We start from the raw sequence: 17,751 nt of genomic DNA, 5'->3' as shown, positions 1-17,751 counted from the left end.
TAAAGGCTAATAGAATTAATGGACTTTAAACTTCAATATACAGACAGTAAGTCCCGTGCCCGTGCGGGACTTATTACAACAGACCACGGGCAAATAGAAACTCCGATATTCATGCCGGTGGGTACACAAGGGGCAGTGAAAGCGGTGCATATGCCCGAACTGGACAATGATATCCATGCGCAAATAATACTAGGAAATACTTATCACCTATATCTCCGGCCCGGGCTTGAAATACTAAAACAGGCCGGAGGATTACATAAGTTTAATAGTTGGAAGAAACCTATACTTACCGATAGTGGTGGATTTCAGGTATTTTCCCTCGCAGAAAACCGGAAACTGACCGAAGAAGGGGCTATATTCCGCTCGCATATCGACGGTTCGAAACATTTTTTCACACCCGAATCGGTAATGGATATTCAACGGGTGATCGGGGCAGATATTATTATGGCCTTCGACGAATGCACGCCGGGTGATGCCGATTATAATTACGCGAAGAAATCGCTTGATCTGACCGAACGCTGGCTCGACAGATGTATCAAACGGTTTAGCGATACCGAATGCGAGTATGGCTACAAACAGACATTGTTCCCCATCGTACAAGGTTGTGTTTATCCCAACCTGCGCATCAGGGCAGCTGAAAACGTGGTATCGAAAGGAGCAGATGGAAACGCCATCGGAGGGCTTGCCGTAGGCGAACCTACCGAAAAGATGTATGAAATGATCGAGGTAGTAAATGAGATATTACCGAAGGATAAACCCCGTTACCTGATGGGAGTAGGTACTCCGGCCAATATACTTGAAGCTATTGAGCGTGGAGTGGATATGTTTGACTGCATAATGCCTACTCGCAACGGACGCAACGGACAACTGTTTACCCGAAACGGCATAATGAATATGCGAAACAAGAAATGGGCAAACGATTTTTCATCTTTAGACGAAAACGGGACGTCTTTTGTTGATAGTTTGTATTCAAAAGCATATCTTCGCCATCTGTTTATTACGAATGAAATATTGGCATTGCAGATAGCATCGATCCACAACCTTGCTTTTTATCTGTGGCTGGTGGGCGAAGCCCGCAGGCATATTATAGAAGGAGACTTTACGGATTGGAAACGTTCGGTTATTGAAGATATTTCAAAGCGGATATAATTAAAAAAAGTTTATCTATATAAAGAATAATTAGCTAATTCGGAAATATGCCGGCGTGCCAATTATACTATCTTTGGAAACTATTGAAAAACTGTAATCTTTGTCAGGTTATGAGAAATAGTCACAAGTGTTTTTTGTTAACTGGTGACTGATAACTGAATAATCTGTCAGGTTTGTAAGTTTTTATTAAAAAGAAAAACAGGATGAAATTATTGTCAATACTTGACAAATATATTATCAGGAAGTTTTTGGGGACATACATATTCTCCATCGTCCTGATAATTTCTATCGCCGTGGTATTCGACATTAATGAAAAGCTAGATAAATTCCTGAATAACAATGCTCCGCTGAAAGCTATTGTTTTCGACTATTACATGAACTTTGTACCGTATTACACAAACCTGTTCAGCGCATTATTTGTTTTTATAGCTGTAATCTTCTTTACATCCAAACTGGCTGATAACTCGGAAATTATAGCTATGTTATCCAACGGTATGAGCTTCAAACGCCTGATGAAGCCTTACATGATCTCTGCCTCGGTGATAGCGATATTTTCATTTATACTGAGTAGCTTTATTATACCGCCGGCGAATAAGACACGTATCGATTTCCAGAATAAATATATAAAAGACAAAAGCGTAGACTATGTCAGGCATATCCAAATGCAAATAGATAAGGGTGTGATCCTATATATGGAAAGTTTTGATAATAGAAGCCGGGAGGGTATTAATTTCGCACTAGACAAGTTCGATGGCAAAGAATTGAAATCCAGATTTTTAGCAAAAAGGCTAAGATATGACAGTGCTTATAGCTGGACAGCCACCAATTATTCTATACGTGAATTTCAGGGCATGAAGGAAGTTATTTCTTCGGGTTCATCACTGGATACTGTGATAACCGTTACTCCAAGTGATATACTAGTGTCGGTCAACGACTTTGAGCAAATGACTACTCCCAAGCTATATAGTTATATACAACGGCAAAAAGAAAGAGGACTGGCCAGTGTGGGTGAAGTGAGCATTACCCAATTCGAAATAGAATTTCATAAGCGCTTTGCTTCAGTCTTTTCAGCTTTCATCCTTACTATCATAGGAGCCTCATTGTCCGCCCGCAAAGTAAAGGGAGGAATGGGACTGAACATAGGTATAGGATTAGGGCTAAGTGTTTCTTACATATTATTCCAAACGGTGAGTTCTTCGTTTGCCGTATCGGGTACTATGACACCTATGCTTGCCGTGTGGATACCAAATATAGTATTTATTGCTATTGCCGCCTACCTGTACTCGAAAGCTCCTAATTAATATGAAGAAGTAAGAATTGAGCCTTAACTATTTTACCAAGTAGTTCATGTTTTTGTAATTTAAATGCTTTCTTTTTTATATTTTTGCTGGTTCAAATTATACGTAAATGTCACTGAAAAAATTGTACAATAATTTCCTTGTCTGGAAAACACAGAACATCAAAGAAAAGCAGATGGTCTTGTTTGTGAGTTTCCTCATCGGGATATTCACAGCCTTAGCCGCATTCATACTAAAAAGTCTTATACATATTATCCAACATATACTTACATCTAATTTCCTGACAGAAGGAGCGAACTATATGTATCTGGTATTTCCTGTATTAGGGATACTGATAGCCGGGCTATATGTAAAATATGTGGTAAGGGATGATATAAGCCATGGGGTAACAAAGATATTGTACGCTATATCGCAGCGCAAAAGCTTTATTAAGATCCACAACATGTACACATCCATTGTTGCCAGTTCTGTCACCATCGGTTTCGGGGGATCGGTAGGAGCTGAGGCTCCGATCGTTTTGACAGGTTCGGCTATAGGATCTAACTTAGGACGCTTTTTTAAAGTAGAACAAAAATACCTGATGCTCCTCATCGGTTGCGGTGCTGCCGGAGCCATTGCGGGTATATTCAAAGCTCCTATTGCAGGGCTTGTTTTTGTGGTTGAAGTACTGATGCTCGACCTGACTACTTTTACAGTATTACCATTGTTGGTGACATCTGTTACTGCCGCTACCCTCTCCTATCTTACTATGGGAACCAAAGCCATGTTCAACTATGCACATACCGATGCATTCTTGTTCGAACGCATTCCATACGTTATATTACTGGGGATTTTCTGCGGACTAGTATCATTATATTTTACCCGTGCGATGGACTGGTTCGAAACACAGTTTCGAAAACTGACCTACTGGCAAAAATTTGGTATCGGAGCCAGCATTCTCAGTATACTCATATTCTTATTACCACCCCTCTATGGTGAAGGTTACGACACAATAAACCTGCTTATCAACGGGCATAAAGATTATAACGAGCTACTGAACAACAGTGCTTTCTTCCAATTTAAGGATTACAGATGGACAATCATTATATTTCTGGGAGGAGTACTCTTAATGAAAGTATTTGCATCAAGTGCCACAAACGGAGCAGGCGGTACAGGGGGAATATTTGCTCCATCCTTGTTCCTCGGTTGTATTGCAGGATTTGTTTTCGCTTTTACACTGAATAACTCCACCCTGAGCGAGTATGTACCCTTACTGCCGGAAGAAAACTTTGCCCTGATGGGCATGGCCGGAGTAATGGCCGGGGTAATGCATGCTCCGCTGACCGGAACATTTTTAATTGCCGAACTGACAGGCGGATATGAATTGCTGCTTCCTCTGATGATCGTTTCCATATCTTCCTATGTAGTGATCAAGTTCTTTGAACCGCACAGTATCTACTCTATGCGATTGGCCAAAAGAGGAGAGCTGATTACTCACCAGAAAGACAAAGCCGTACTGACTTTGATGGAAATAGAGAAACTGATAGAAACGAATTTTCAGGCTATTCATCCCGATATGACATTAGGCGATATGGTGAAGGTCATCTCTCGATCTTCACGTAACGTTTTTCCTGTATTGGACGATAAGAACCGTTTCCTTGGTATCGTACTGATAGATAATATACGTAATATCATGTTCCGTCCCGAACTGTATAACCGTTTTAAAGTATCGCGCTTCATGACCTCGCCTCCTGCCGTGATAGTCGTAGGTATGCCAATGGAAGCTGTTATGAAAAGTTTCGATGAAACCAAGGCCTGGAATCTTCCGGTTATTGATGAGAATGACGTATATCTGGGATTTATCTCTAAATCGAACATTCTGGATGTATACCGGGGCGTACTGGCAGAGAACTTCATTGAAGAATAAAGCATCATATGCGTTTTACTTAAAACACTTTAACTTATACAAAGTATAGCCAGTCTGATCTTTTTTATATATTTGTAGAGTACAATATTATAAAAACCAGAACCTTATGAAATACTTTATCGGTTTATTATTAGGACTTGTTATTTTTGCAGGAGCAGCCCTCACCATTCTGGCTTTATGGGGAGTAACCCCCATAGAATGGCAGCATATATGGAAAACAGGCATATCTATCGTTATTGCCAGCCTTACTTTTATATTTCTTTGGTTGATATATGTATTCTTCTTCAAAAGGGATGCTTATGAGGCAAAAAAGAAGAAAGAAAACGAACGGAATTAAACCAGGATAGACAACAACATAAAATGAGGGTGTAAGAGTATACTTTTACATCCTCATTACCTTTTATACAACGCTTATTTTAGCTACTTTTGTAGATCAAATAATCTTGAAAAACTGATGAACAAAAAAGATCTGCGTATCGTTTTCATGGGAACACCTGAATTTGCGGTTGAAAGCCTGAAAGCGCTTGTAGAAAACGGATATAACGTAGTCGGTGCAATCACGATGCCCGACAAACCAAGCGGAAGAGGACATAAAATACAATACTCGGCTGTAAAAAAATATGCGTTGGAACAGAATATCCCATTACTGCAACCTGAGAAACTGAAAGACGAATCATTCTTGTCGGAGCTGAAAGCATGGAATGCCGATCTGCAGATCGTTGTCGCTTTCCGTATGCTGCCCGAAATAGTATGGGATATGCCACGACTGGGTACGTTCAACCTGCATGCGTCATTGCTCCCTCTGTATCGTGGCGCAGCACCTATCAACTGGGCTGTGATAAACGGGGAAAAAGAAACCGGCGTTACTACTTTCTTCCTCACACACGAGATAGACACGGGAAAAATAATCATGCAGGAAAAAGTAAAAATAGAAGACGAAGATAACGCAGGAGTCATTCACGACAAATTAATGCTCGTAGGATCGAAGCTTGTGTGCAAGACAGTAGATATGCTGCTCGAAAACAAAGTAGATGCTGTAGACCAGTCACAATTCTTTACTGATGAAAATGATTTGAAAGCCGCACCCAAGATATTTAAGGAAACCTGTCGCATCGACTGGAACAAACCTGCAAAAGATATACATAACCTGATACGGGGAATGTCGCCCTACCCTGCCGCATGGACTGAACTATATACGGAAGGAAAAGAGCCCCAGAACGTAAAAATATATGCTTCGCAAATTATAAACAGCCTACAATCAAATGCAGCCGGAACAATTCTTACTGATAATAAAACTTATCTGCATGTAGTTTGTTCAGATGGATGTATCAGTATAACAGATATACAGTTCGCTGGTAAACGCCCAATGAAAATTGATGAAGTATTGAGGGGATATAAATTTGAAGAAAATATGTATTTTAATTAAAGTTCTTTATCTATACATTAAAAAAGAGGAATGAGAACAAAAAATACTGAAATAGAAAAAGTTGAAAAAAGTGTAAGGTTTGACTCGCCTTCGCTTCGTCGATTTTCAATTGTCAGGTTTTATTAAAGATAATAAAATGAAAAAATACTGCAAAAGTGTAACTTTTGTAACTTTTTAGTTAGAAGAAGAACAATAAATATATAATTACCGACGTGCAAAAAGTAATAAAATCAACCGATCTGAATAAAGATTTATCTGATATACTAAGCAGAATAGACTACGACAGGCTGTTTATCCTCACGGATGAAAATACCGAGAAGCTATGCTACCCGTTGATCCAAGGCAATGAACAGATATCCAAGGCGGGAAAAATAATCATTAAGGCGGGAGATAACAACAAGAATATAGAGCAATTGTCTGTTATCTGGAAATACCTGTCGGAAAACGGAGCTACCCGTCATTCACTGCTTATTAATCTAGGCGGAGGCATGCTTACCGATATCGGCGGATTTGCTGCAGCAAGCTTTAAGCGTGGCATAAAATGCATTAATATACCTACCACTTTGCTAGGAGCTGTGGATGCCGCCGTAGGAGGAAAAACAGGAATCAATTTCAATGGTTTGAAAAACGAAATAGGTGCGTTCGCCCCTGCCGAAACAGTGGTGATCGATTCTGTATTCTTTCGCAGCCTCGATCATCAGAACTTTCTGTCGGGTTATGCCGAGATGGTGAAGCATGGACTCATAGACAGTGATAAGGAATGGCTGGCTACCTTATCGTTCGATACGGAAGAGATAGATTACGAAAAGTTGAAACAACTGGTAGTAGACTCAGTCGCCGTGAAAGAGCGTATTGTGGAGATCGATCCTTTTGAAAAGGGAACACGCAAAGCTCTTAATCTGGGGCACACCATAGGCCATGCTTTCGAAAGCCTTTCGTATGAAATAGGAAAGCCGGTACAACACGGGTATGCTGTGGCATGGGGTATCGTTTGTGAACTATATCTCTCATATAAGCAATGTCATTTTCCAAAAGAGAAACTATATAAGACCGTATATTTTATCAAGGATAATTATGAAGGCTTTCCATTCGGATGCGATCATTATGAAGACCTGTATGAGTATATGAAGCATGATAAAAAGAATGAATCTAACGTTATAAACTTCACTCTTTTATCAGATGTGGGAAAAATAGAAATCAACCGTACCACAGATAAAGAAGAAATCTTCGATTCGATTGATTTCCTGAGGGAGAGTGTGGGACTCTAATTATCAAATCGGCACATTATTTTACCTTCAGTATCTCGATCCAGTAATCGTCGGGATCGTTGATAAAATATAGTCCCATATCGTGGTTCTCATAGGCAATACAACCCATCTCACGGTGGTATTCCCTAATCTGGTCATAGTCTCCCTCTACACGGATACACAAGTGGCTTTCGTTCTCACCCAGTTCGTATGCTTGCGGATGATCTTTGAGCCATGTTAATTCCAGAGAGAAAGGAGTAACCCCATCACCAAGGTATACAAGGATAAATGAACCGTTTGAGGATTCTTTACGCCTCACCACTTTTAGCCCTAAAGCCTTGTTATAGAATTCAATACTCTTTTCCAGATTGGTGACATTAATATTAAAATGATCGAATCTTCCTTTTACTTCCATCGTTCTTTGATTTAGTTATATTATTAGAATTCAATACTTTCGCCTCTATGACTCCAGCAGATACACTTTGTACCGTTTGCTTCGGCTACGGGAGCGAAAGCGGCAGCGGTTTCATACCCGTTCTCACTGAAATGCATAGGTGCAAAGATACCGGTTTTTATCGTCTTAATAAACTGCTCTGCCCCTTTCATATAGTCTTTTCCCAGACGGATATCGATAGGGAACATCGCCAGGTCGAGATGCTTCACATTTCCGGCAAGCAGGTTCAGCTCGCTTATATAGAAAGCTTCTGCTTCCCTTATTTCTTTCGGTGTAGACTCTTCATTCCAGTGCCAGTTATTCAGATCTCCGGCATGGAATATAGTCTTGTTTTCTGTCCTTATCAGAAAAGAACCACCTAAGTCAGTAGAACCGAATGCCTGAACAGAAAGGGTTCCATCGCGGTATGTCTCCAGCTTATTCAGGTATATTGCGGCGTCATCACTAGCCCTTTGGTTGTCATATATCTCTTTGGAGAAGATATAGATAATATCGGGTCGTAGTTTCTGCCATTTCAGTATCTCCTTATTAAAGTGATCGTAATGGGAGTGGGTGCTTAGTACGTATAGTTTACCTGCCCTTTTCAGTAATTCTTTATGTACGAGGCCTTCTTCCGGATTATCTATAGTATCTTTGAAATAATCGATAATGATGGTAAATCCATCTCCTTCAATAGCAAACCCGCTATGGAAAATGTATGTAAGCTTCATATTTATGTTTTATCTATAGTAACAAGCAAAAGGCCTTATGAGTTCAATAGACCGGCCTGATAATTCAACAGATTCAACTTGGCAATAAAAAAGCTTCTCAATGCAAGAGTATAATAATCATTAATAGAGGTAAACAGGGTTTCCAGATATTCCTGATCAGATATATTGTTCTTCGAATAAGACCAGTCACGGGACAGGTATTTGTCGAAATTATCTTTCATTGCCTTTGTTATTTCTTCTGCGAATACGGGATTCTCAATAAATAGCCTTAGCTCTTTCCTTAAATCCACTTCAAGATGCGATATTTCCCGGAATATGCCTTCAACCTGACTATCATCTCTTGCCATTTGGAGTGCATTGGCAAGCTCTGCGAACTTATTATAAATACCTATCCGATATTCATAATTCTTATCCTCATCAAATAGAGTAATATATAAGCTTTTCAATTCATTTTCCACTCCCCTTTTCATCGCCAGTGAATAGAAATACCTATAGATATCAATGTCATTATCTTCGATCTCCTTCGCTGTTTTCCTTAACTCCTTATCTATTTCAAATATCAGGTTTACAGCATCTTTTCTCTTGTATTTTTGCCCGTCATAATCAAAGGTTTTTACAGCAATTGACTTATTGGCTATGGCATTCAATATATTCTTATCATTTTCCAATGCAAGAGATTTATATACGAGATCCACTTTATCACGGTCAAACAGGGATTCTATATTTCCTGTCTGATCAGCTGTGGTTATATTCTCCACATCGAACAGTACAGGATTCTTATTGTCATAATAATCGTTATATTCATCCGGGAATCTATTCTTCTCTATATTGCCTGAGAATTCCTTTTGAAATCCGGCAAAGTCCATAACAATAGTCTCAGATTTGAAAGCCATATAATAGAAGACCTGTTTAGTCAACTCTTCTTCAATCTTATCTGCATTAGGAAACAGATCGATTGCCGGATTGTCTCTATTACTTTGCTTCACGATATTCAACTTTTGCAATGCAGCCACCCGTTCTCCGGTTGTAGGATGCGATGCCCACTGATCTTCGATATTTATCTTAGACTTGTTATAACGGTTCATGTCAGAGATCGAAATTACCGGCAGATTGTTCTTCAATGGGTATTCGTTTTCCTTTGCCAGCAATTCTAAGCTAAACAGTTGTTCCTTATATATATTCTTACTGATTATATTATCCTGAACCTTCTTGTTATAAAAATTGAGTACCCAGTTGTAAGCTTGCTGCGAAAGATCCAGTCTCAACAAAGAATCTTCCAAAGGTTTGCTACCCGCAATGTTTGCAGCCACCTGGTCGGCATGAAATTCCATTTCACGGGAAAGCGCCATATGCCTGACGTTTACAAATCCGTACATCTTTTGCAGAATCCATTGGATACCGTTTATAATCTTCACTGCTATAAGTACAAATATGGAAAAATAGCCAGTCAAACCAGCCCATGCCTGTATCATTTTGTCGAATGACTCATTGTCGTAGAGCATGTTAAAAATCACTTGATTTACATTATAAACATAACTACCGACACTCATACTACGCTGCGAGAAGTGCCCAAACTCGTGAGCTAATACAGCTTTCAACTCCTGTTCGGTCACAGTATTCACAAGCCCCATTCCTATCAGAAGATTCTTGCGAATAGGGAAAAACATACTCCAGAAATTGGAATCGTAAAATACAGCAGCATTCACTTCACCTGACAAATATACTTTCTTCGGAAATTTAGTTTCGGCCTCACAAGCAATATCTTCTATCATACTGAAGAGTTGGGGATAATCTTTCTCCGATATTTCCACCAGATGGCTACGATCCACAGAATGTGTTTTGAAAAGAAACTTGACAAGAAAGATAAATACCATTATCCCCAGACTGGCCAGTCCTATACCCAGAATTATTGTTATAAACTTAGGTATAGTAATAATCAGCATGATGCCTCCATAAATACATGCAACTGTTAAGGCAATTCCGAGTAGCAGTAGTAATAAATAAACCAGAATAAAAGTAATTATGGCGAAGATTGCATTAAATGTCATCTTCTTGAAATTTGGGGATAGTAGTATTTCCATTGTAAGGTTGAGTTATAATATTAATGCGAATTAATGGTTGATATTGTCAAAAGTTGACAAACCTGACACTCCGTTCAGTTATCAGTTAACAATTTTATTCTTTGCGTCTTTGCGTAAAACTTATTTTGTTAAAACCTGACACTCCTGACAGATTTTCGCATAAAAAAGCTAAGTGGCAAAGTATAATTTATTAAATCTTTAGTTTTTCTATATAGATAAAGTTCAACTAAAAAAATGCAGTTTCAATTACTGGTTTGCATTATTTATGCGAATATAGATAATTGACCTTACAAAACAAAGCAGCCGGTAAGTTTTTTACCGGCCACTCTTGTTTCTGTATTCTTCCTTATCTGATTTTTTCCAATATCTCCTGAAGGGCCGAAGAAAGGCCTTCGACATTCTTACCACCGGCAGTAGCAAAATGAGGTTGTCCCCCACCTCCACCTTGAATGTGCTTAGCGGCATCACGCACAATCTGCGAAGCATTCAACCCGTGGTCTTTTACCAGATCATCACTTAACATTACAGTAAGCATCGGTTTATTTCCCGAATCAGTAACGCCAACAAAAGCAGAGTTTTGAGGGAATTGACCTTTCAGCTGAAAAGCAATATCTTTTGCTATATCGGCAGGAATTGAGCCGTTCATAACGAACACATCAATACCGTTTATTACCTGTTTTTTCTTAATCAATGCATCTTTGAGTTGCACAGTCTTTTCTTTCATAAACTCTTCCATTTGCTTCTTCAATTCAGCATTCTCTTCAAAGAATTTATGTAGCGTCTGAGCCAGATTAGGTGCATTATTAAACATAGATTTGATCTCCAGCAAGATATCTTGTTGAGTATAGAAATAGTCCTCGCACGTTTCAGCCGTAATCGCTTCGATACGGCGAATCCCGGCAGCAATAGAACTTTCACTGATGATACGGAACGAACCTATGCGGCCAGTAGAGGATATATGTGTTCCTCCGCAAAGTTCAACAGAATCGCCAAAACGGATAACACGCACATCATCTCCATACTTCTCTCCGAAAAGAGCCATTGCTCCCATTTCCTTAGCTTCGGATATAGGAACATGACGCATTTCCACACGGGTGATATTATCCCGTATTTTAGCCGTTACATAACGTTCTACTTTACGTATCTCTTCATCAGTCAGCTTCTGGAAATGAGAGAAGTCAAAACGTAACACCGTAGGTGATACATATGAGCCTTTTTGCTCCACATGATTCCCTAGAATATGACGTAAACCTTCATGCAACAAGTGAGTAGCCGTATGATTACACTCTGTCGCTGTACGGTTCTTTTCATCGATGCGGGCTATAAAAATAGCAGACGGATCTTTCGGCATCTTATTTGCCAGATGCACAGAGAGGTTATTTTCACGCTTGGTATCTATTATATCAATCTGTTCATCATCAGTTATCAACCAGCCGCTATCTCCTACCTGACCTCCCATTTCGGCATAGAAAGGGGTACGGTTAAGCACAATCTGATAGAATTCTTTATTCTTTTGCTTCACCTTACGATAACGAAGTATTTCCGTCTCACATTCAGTCACATCGTAACCAAAAAATTCTACATCACCTTCTTTAAGCACTACCCAGTCACCTGTTTCCATAGAAGCAGCATTACGGGCACGGTCTTTCTGCACCTGCATTTCAGCCTTAAAACCATCTTCATCCACAGACATATTATTCTCACGGAGAATAAGTTCTGTAAGGTCGAGCGGGAAACCGTAAGTATCATATAAGGTAAAAGCATCGGTACCATTCAATACAGTTGAGTTTTTAGCCTTTGTTTCTTCTATTTGCTTATCCAGCAATTTAATACCTGTTTCGAGTGTACGCAGGAAGGATTCTTCTTCCTCTTTCACTACTTTCTCTATCAGTGTTTTTTGTTGTAACAATTCAGGATAAGCCTCACCCATTGTTTCTATCAATGCCGGGATAAGCTTATACATAAACGACTGATGTTGGTTGAGGAAAGTATATCCGTAACGCACGGCACGGCGAAGAATACGGCGGATCACATATCCGGCTTTGGCATTCGACGGTAGTTGCCCGTCAGTGATAGAGAATGCAATAGTACGGATATGGTCGGCTATCACACGCATAGCGATATCTTTCTTTGTATCCTGCCCGTAAACACTGCCTGTAATCTCACCGATAGCTTTTATGATTGTCTGGAAAACATCTGTATCGTAATTCGACTTCTTATCCTGTACAGCCATACAGAGGCGTTCGAATCCCATACCTGTATCGATTACTTTTGCAGGTAATGGTTCCAGCGATTTGTCCGCTTTACGGTTGTACTGCATAAATACCAGGTTCCAGATCTCAATTACATCAGGATCTATATTTACTAATGATGCTCCATTAACTTTAGCCCGTTCTTCATCGGAACGGATATCTATATGTATTTCAGAACATGGGCCGCATGGGCCTGTATCTCCCATTTCCCAAAAGTTATCTTTCTTGTTACCATTGATAATCCTGTCTTTTGGAAGATATTTCTCCCAATATCCGGCAGCTTCATCATCCCGTTGCAAACCTTCTTCGGGGCTACCTTCGAATACAGTTACATAAAGTCGTTCTTTATCCAGTTTGATAACTTCGGTCAGGTACTCCCAAGCCCACTCTATCGCTTCTTTCTTGAAATAATCACCAAACGACCAGTTACCTAGCATTTCAAACATGGTATGATGGTACGTATCATGCCCCACTTCCTCGAGATCGTTGTGTTTTCCGCTTACACGAAGACATTTCTGAGAATCGGCCACCCGCGGATATTTAATCGGCGCATTTCCCAGAATAATGTCTTTAAACTGGTTCATACCCGCATTGGTAAACATTAGCGTAGGATCGTCCTTTATTACCATCGGAGCCGACGGTACTATTTCATGTCCCTTGGAAGCAAAGAAAGATTTAAATGAATCACGGATTTCTTTAGAAGTCATCATAGTTAATGAGTCAATTTATTAATATGCCGATGCGCCAATTCTTTAATAATTATACTTGGCATATTGGCACATTTTCACATTAGCATATTTATATTAATAATTTCAATTTGCAAAAATAGCTCAAAAACTTTACTTTTGTCGAACTCGTGAATATAAAAATGACGGGAAGTAAGAAATGAAACGAAAAATATATTATCGTTACAATCCACAAACACTAACATACGACAGGATTTATCCCAGCACAAAGGATAAAATATTCACTGTTTTCCGTCATTTGATCTCAGGTATTGTTGTTGGAATAGCTGCTATTATTGCATTTTCATACTTTATTGGCACACCTTGGGGTGAAGCTCAGAAAAAGGAGAATAAACTGCTACGGGCTCAATACGAAGTCTTGTCAAACAGGATGGATGAGGTTACGGATGTATTGAGAAATATACAGCAACGCGATGATAATCTCTACAGAGCTATATTCCATTCCGACCCGATATCTCCGGCAATACGAAATTCGGGAGTGGGCGCACCCGGCAGATACGAGCATCTCGCAAATTTATCGAATCCGGATCTTATCATACAGACGACTAAAAAGATGGATTATATAGCCAAGCAGATTTATATCCAGTCCAACTCCTTCGATGAAGTGCTGGAATTGGCTAAAACACAAAAAGACAGGTTAAAACATATCCCGGCCATACAACCGGTTTCCGACAAATTCCTTAAACAAATGGCATCGGGTTATGGAGTCAGGGTAGACCCGATCTATGGCACAGCTCGTTTTCATGCGGGCATGGACTTTTCGGCAAATATTGGTACACCTGTATACGCAACCGGAAACGGTGTAGTTACTCTGGCCGACTGGAAACAGGGTTATGGAAAGTGCGTTATGATCGATCACGGCTTTGGTTATGAAACCCTATATGCACATCTGAACGAATACAATGTACGTGTAGGGCAGCAGGTTACCCGTGGTGAAAAAATAGCGGAAGTGGGAAATACCGGTAAATCTACCGGACCTCATTTGCATTATGAAGTGCATGTAAAGGGACGGCCGGATAATCCAGCCAAATACTATTTTATGGATCTGTCCCCTGCTGAGTATGATAAGATGCTGCAAATAGCTGCTAACCACGGACAAGTAATGGATTAAGCGTATGAGTATTGACTTTGAAAATAACAATCGCCTGTACTACTCATTAGATGAGGTAGCAGACCATTTTGATGTGAATAAATCATTACTCCGTTACTGGGAAACAGAATTTAGCATTATAAGTCCCCGTAAAACCGATACCGGAATACGTCAATATACTAAAGAAGATATAATGAATATTGCGGTTGTCTTCCATCTGGTAAAGGAAAAAGGCATGACTCTCGAAGGCGCACGCCAAACCCTGAAACAGAAGAAGGATGAGACCGAACGCACTGTTCAGGTGATAAATAAGCTGGAACAGATTAAGAAAGAGCTGGAAGATATGGAGAAAGAATTCGATCTTCCTGAGACCTGATCAAATCCTATCTACCATCTTCTCCAGCCCCTTTTCTATTATTATCCTAATGGTTTGATCAGCGACCAGTGATTATGGATTATTTTCCATTGCTCTTCTGCTATCCATTTGTAAACTTCTGTACAATTCCATTTATATACATCATCACCACTATACGATAACAAATTATAAGTCAGAACAGCCATTTCTCCAGCGTGCTGAACTACAGGATTTATCATTTCATACCGGTCTACTTTTGCCCCTCCTCTCAGTCTTTCATAAAGTTCCTTTATCTGCCCGAAGCCATCCAATCTTTTTTCCTGAAAAGGATCGAAATAAGTGAATTCTTCGTCATAAATAGCCAGGTACCCTGAAGGATCTCCATTATTCCATCTTTCTAATGCAGCCGTTTCGAGCGCAATAATCATGTCTGTAATAGTTTTATTTCCCATTTGTTGTATTTTTATATTAGAATCATTACAAATATAAAAATCAGAGAGTCATATTATAGGATATAAATGGAGGAGAAAATAGCACTTTTTACGGTTTATTGCTTGTCCGATAATGCAAAGGCGTATCACCTACCTTTTTACGAAAAAGACGAATAAAATATGAAGTACTTTCGAAACTGAGGTTGGAAGCTATTTCTGAAATAGACAGATCTGTATACATGAGCATTTTTTTTGCTTCCTGTATAATTTTATCCTGAATCATCTGTTTTGGATTCATGCCTGTTTCTGCTTTGATCAGTTGATTCAGGTAATTAGGCGTTATACATAACCTATCGGAATAGAACACTATAGAATGATGTTGCCGGAAGTGAGTATTGGCTAACACCATAAAAGAAAGAACATACCTGTTTTTCGGACTTTTTATTTCTGCCGCACCTGCATAGTGTTGGATGTATGCCCTATCCAGATATTTCAATACCTGATATAATAATGCTCTTAAAATATGTTTGTCCTTGTCCTTATACAAGCTGATCTCATCCTGTATCTCTTCCATCACCCCTCTGACATAAGCTATCTCTTTTGTCAAAGTCAGCACATTGTTATGAGAATCCCGGTAATAAGAGATATGATTAAGAAATTCAGGATCGTTAAAAAAGGACAGTAAGAAATCTTTCTCAAAAATCAAGGCATAGCCATTTATGGTGCTTTTCACATCCCATTGTCTTATCTGGTTGGGACTCGAAAATATGACACTGCCCGGCTTTACAAAATACGTCTTATCATTTATCACAAATTTCCCCTCACCCTCCGTTATTAATGTTATATCATAATAGCTTAAAGAATGAATCGACTCCTCTATCAAATATTTCTTTATAGATTGTAGTTCTACAACATCAATTAATAGTTCTTCTCCGTATTTGGATTTATGAAAAGTATACTTCTTTATATGACGCATAGGCTTTTTGCTTTATAGAAAAACCGTTTCCTGTTATTTTTCCAACCAGTAGTTTTGCATCCTACACACTACTGATCTACATAAATATCAAAATTGGAAATAAATAAACGGCTGAGGCCCGCTTGATGCCGTTGCGAATATCAACCAGAATATCAATCCCGCCAAAGTAGCTTTCCCGAACAACGGTATCGCATTAAACCCGGCTTTAATATTATTCACCAGATTTTCCGGCAGGAAGTGCATTATATATCCTATAGCCACAAGTATAAATACATTCTTATATCCTTCCAATACGACAAGCCAGTCGTGAGGTGCGAATGTCAACTGCCCGATATTGGATATCACATTCCCGGCAGTCTCGAAACTATCGGCACGGAAAAATATCCAACAGAATGCCACAAAGTGAAATGTGAGTAATATACAGATTATACGGGTAAGGCGGTTATCGGGGACTTTTATATATTGCTTGAAGAATCGCTCGATAGTCAGCATCAGACCATGAAGTCCACCCCACACAACAAACTTCCATGAAGCCCCGTGCCATAGTCCTCCGATGAGCATAGTCATAAATAGATTGAAATAAGTCCTGATCTTTCCCTTACGATTACCACCCATAGAGATATACAGGTAATCGCGCAACCATGAAGACAAAGATATATGCCAACGACGCCAGAATTCAGTTACAGACTGTGATTTGTACGGAGTGAGAAAGTTAGGCGGAATCTTAAAGCCCATCAGCAAAGAAAGACCGATAGCCATATCGGAATATCCCGAAAAGTCACAGTAAATCTGTAAAGTATATCCATACACAGCCATCAGGTTTTCGAATGAAGTGTAAAGCATCGGCGCATCGAATACACGATCGACAAAGTTGGTAGAGATATAATCTGATATAACAGCTTTCTTTATCAATCCGATCAGTATAAGGAATATGGCAGTGCTCGCTTCTTCTTTTGTCAGGTGCAGTTTATTCTTCATCTGCGGCAGGAAATCTTTTGCCCTGATAATAGGCCCAGCCACCAACTTGGGGAAGAATGTAATGTAGAAACAAAAATCGAGCAACGAATCGGCAGGCTTCATCTCCTTGCGATAGAGATCTACTCCGTAACTGATAGCCTCGAATACGAAGAAAGAGATACCGATCGGCAGAATAATATTATGCAGGGAAAAATCGCCTTGCATCAGAGCATTCAGGTTCTGTATAAAGAAATTGGTATACTTAAAGTAGGCAAGCATCAACAAGTTACCCACTATAATAATTGTCAGTAAGGTCTTTTGTGTAGAACGTTTTTCAGAGTTATACATTTTTACTGCCAGCCAATGCGTGACGACAGCGCAAACGACAAGCAGTACAAAGTAATTGAGCGTGAAACTGAATAGCCCGAATACGTTGATATCCATCGTATCTCCTCCGGCCAAATAATAAAAATAAAGGGAAAATGCAATAAGATATACCTTACGAAAATGATCATGATTGCGGCTCAATACATAAATAGCATATACCACAAGGAAAAAGCCTAAGAAAAAGGCGCTGTTAAATAACAAACGATGGTCGGGATTGAACACAAAATACGGTGCAATATCGTCGATCAGTTTACCTATATAGTCTGGCAGATAAAAACTGCCGAGA

General features: G+C 39.5%; 15 protein-coding genes. 8 read left to right on the top strand and 7 right to left on the bottom strand.

What is annotated here, in order from left to right; genetic code table 11:
• Nucleotides 1–18 precede the first annotated feature (18 nt).
• The 6 genes from tgt (at nucleotide 19) to aroB (ending at nucleotide 7,047) form a co-directional block, all read left to right on the top strand.
• Nucleotides 19–1,149, top strand: coding sequence for a tRNA guanosine(34) transglycosylase Tgt (gene tgt, locus GGR21_RS08605; RefSeq protein WP_183306793.1), 1,131 nt, complete (start codon nucleotides 19–21; stop codon nucleotides 1,147–1,149).
• A gap of 203 nt (nucleotides 1,150–1,352) precedes the next feature.
• The gene (locus GGR21_RS08600; RefSeq protein ID WP_183306792.1) at nucleotides 1,353–2,450 is read left to right on the top strand and encodes an LptF/LptG family permease; all 1,098 of its coding nucleotides are present in this window, start codon (nucleotides 1,353–1,355) and stop codon (nucleotides 2,448–2,450) included.
• A 106-nt stretch (nucleotides 2,451–2,556) separates the two neighbouring features.
• Complete coding sequence (locus GGR21_RS08595; RefSeq protein WP_183306791.1) at nucleotides 2,557–4,353, top strand: chloride channel protein; 1,797 nt, start codon at nucleotides 2,557–2,559, stop codon at nucleotides 4,351–4,353.
• A 106-nt stretch (nucleotides 4,354–4,459) separates the two neighbouring features.
• Nucleotides 4,460–4,690: a hypothetical protein gene (locus GGR21_RS08590; RefSeq protein ID WP_183306790.1), complete on the top strand. Its 231-nt coding sequence runs from the start codon at nucleotides 4,460–4,462 to the stop codon at nucleotides 4,688–4,690.
• A 117-nt stretch (nucleotides 4,691–4,807) separates the two neighbouring features.
• On the top strand, nucleotides 4,808–5,779 hold the full coding sequence (fmt, locus tag GGR21_RS08585) for a methionyl-tRNA formyltransferase (RefSeq protein WP_183306789.1): 972 nt from the start codon (nucleotides 4,808–4,810) through the stop codon (nucleotides 5,777–5,779).
• A gap of 212 nt (nucleotides 5,780–5,991) precedes the next feature.
• Entirely contained in the window at nucleotides 5,992–7,047 is a 1,056-nt protein-coding gene (gene aroB, locus GGR21_RS08580) for a 3-dehydroquinate synthase (RefSeq protein ID WP_183306788.1), read from the top strand.
• A gap of 16 nt (nucleotides 7,048–7,063) precedes the next feature.
• Here the strand turns inward: aroB and GGR21_RS08575 are convergent, their stop codons facing one another.
• From GGR21_RS08575 to alaS, 4 genes are all read right to left on the bottom strand, one after another.
• A complete protein-coding gene (locus tag GGR21_RS08575; RefSeq protein WP_183306787.1) occupies nucleotides 7,064–7,441 on the bottom strand; it encodes a VOC family protein in 378 nt (125 codons plus the stop codon).
• A gap of 23 nt (nucleotides 7,442–7,464) precedes the next feature.
• Entirely contained in the window at nucleotides 7,465–8,190 is a 726-nt protein-coding gene (locus GGR21_RS08570; protein WP_183306786.1) for an MBL fold metallo-hydrolase, read from the bottom strand.
• 35 nt (nucleotides 8,191–8,225) lie between these two features.
• Nucleotides 8,226–10,271 (bottom strand): M48 family metallopeptidase, encoded by a 2,046-nt coding sequence (locus tag GGR21_RS08565; RefSeq protein WP_183306785.1) that lies wholly within the window; start codon nucleotides 10,269–10,271, stop codon nucleotides 8,226–8,228.
• A gap of 346 nt (nucleotides 10,272–10,617) precedes the next feature.
• The gene (alaS, locus tag GGR21_RS08560; protein ID WP_183306784.1) at nucleotides 10,618–13,233 is read right to left on the bottom strand and encodes an alanine--tRNA ligase; all 2,616 of its coding nucleotides are present in this window, start codon (nucleotides 13,231–13,233) and stop codon (nucleotides 10,618–10,620) included.
• 175 nt (nucleotides 13,234–13,408) lie between these two features.
• Between alaS and GGR21_RS08555 the strand changes: the two genes are divergently transcribed.
• Together GGR21_RS08555 and GGR21_RS08550 are read left to right on the top strand one after the other, a co-directional pair.
• Nucleotides 13,409–14,380, top strand: coding sequence for a M23 family metallopeptidase (locus GGR21_RS08555; RefSeq protein ID WP_183306783.1), 972 nt, complete (start codon nucleotides 13,409–13,411; stop codon nucleotides 14,378–14,380).
• Between the two features lie 4 nt (nucleotides 14,381–14,384).
• Complete coding sequence (locus tag GGR21_RS08550; protein WP_183306782.1) at nucleotides 14,385–14,735, top strand: MerR family transcriptional regulator; 351 nt, start codon at nucleotides 14,385–14,387, stop codon at nucleotides 14,733–14,735.
• Nucleotides 14,736–14,776: 41 nt separating this feature from the next.
• Here GGR21_RS08550 and GGR21_RS08545 read toward each other — a convergent pair whose 3' ends face one another.
• The 3 genes from GGR21_RS08545 to GGR21_RS08535 form a co-directional block, all read right to left on the bottom strand.
• A complete protein-coding gene (locus GGR21_RS08545) occupies nucleotides 14,777–15,166 on the bottom strand; it encodes a YybH family protein (RefSeq protein ID WP_183306781.1) in 390 nt (129 codons plus the stop codon).
• A gap of 88 nt (nucleotides 15,167–15,254) precedes the next feature.
• Nucleotides 15,255–16,121: an AraC family transcriptional regulator gene (locus GGR21_RS08540; RefSeq protein WP_183306780.1), complete on the bottom strand. Its 867-nt coding sequence runs from the start codon at nucleotides 16,119–16,121 to the stop codon at nucleotides 15,255–15,257.
• Between the two features lie 87 nt (nucleotides 16,122–16,208).
• Complete coding sequence (locus tag GGR21_RS08535) at nucleotides 16,209–17,723, bottom strand: MBOAT family O-acyltransferase (RefSeq protein WP_317169872.1); 1,515 nt, start codon at nucleotides 17,721–17,723, stop codon at nucleotides 16,209–16,211.
• Nucleotides 17,724–17,751: the final 28 nt, after the last annotated feature.

Source organism: Dysgonomonas hofstadii (assembly GCF_014196915.1).
In the GTDB taxonomy this organism is placed as follows: domain Bacteria; phylum Bacteroidota; class Bacteroidia; order Bacteroidales; family Dysgonomonadaceae; genus Dysgonomonas; species Dysgonomonas hofstadii.
Note: the sequence above shows the minus strand (reverse complement) of the source record. Positions and strands in the feature narration are given on the sequence as shown.

Coding starts and splice junctions, on each gene's coding strand:
- GGR21_RS08540 (WP_183306780.1), bottom strand. CDS start 16,121: ATGCGTCATATAAAGAAGTATACTTTTCATAAATCCAAATACGGAGAA.
- tgt (WP_183306793.1), top strand. CDS start 19: ATGGACTTTAAACTTCAATATACAGACAGTAAGTCCCGTGCCCGTGCG.
- GGR21_RS08600 (WP_183306792.1), top strand. CDS start 1,353: ATGAAATTATTGTCAATACTTGACAAATATATTATCAGGAAGTTTTTG.
- GGR21_RS08550 (WP_183306782.1), top strand. CDS start 14,385: ATGAGTATTGACTTTGAAAATAACAATCGCCTGTACTACTCATTAGAT.
- GGR21_RS08595 (WP_183306791.1), top strand. CDS start 2,557: ATGTCACTGAAAAAATTGTACAATAATTTCCTTGTCTGGAAAACACAG.
- GGR21_RS08545 (WP_183306781.1), bottom strand. CDS start 15,166: ATGGGAAATAAAACTATTACAGACATGATTATTGCGCTCGAAACGGCT.
- GGR21_RS08555 (WP_183306783.1), top strand. CDS start 13,409: ATGAAACGAAAAATATATTATCGTTACAATCCACAAACACTAACATAC.
- GGR21_RS08590 (WP_183306790.1), top strand. CDS start 4,460: ATGAAATACTTTATCGGTTTATTATTAGGACTTGTTATTTTTGCAGGA.
- fmt (WP_183306789.1), top strand. CDS start 4,808: ATGAACAAAAAAGATCTGCGTATCGTTTTCATGGGAACACCTGAATTT.
- GGR21_RS08570 (WP_183306786.1), bottom strand. CDS start 8,190: ATGAAGCTTACATACATTTTCCATAGCGGGTTTGCTATTGAAGGAGAT.
- GGR21_RS08575 (WP_183306787.1), bottom strand. CDS start 7,441: ATGGAAGTAAAAGGAAGATTCGATCATTTTAATATTAATGTCACCAAT.
- alaS (WP_183306784.1), bottom strand. CDS start 13,233: ATGATGACTTCTAAAGAAATCCGTGATTCATTTAAATCTTTCTTTGCT.
- GGR21_RS08565 (WP_183306785.1), bottom strand. CDS start 10,271: ATGGAAATACTACTATCCCCAAATTTCAAGAAGATGACATTTAATGCA.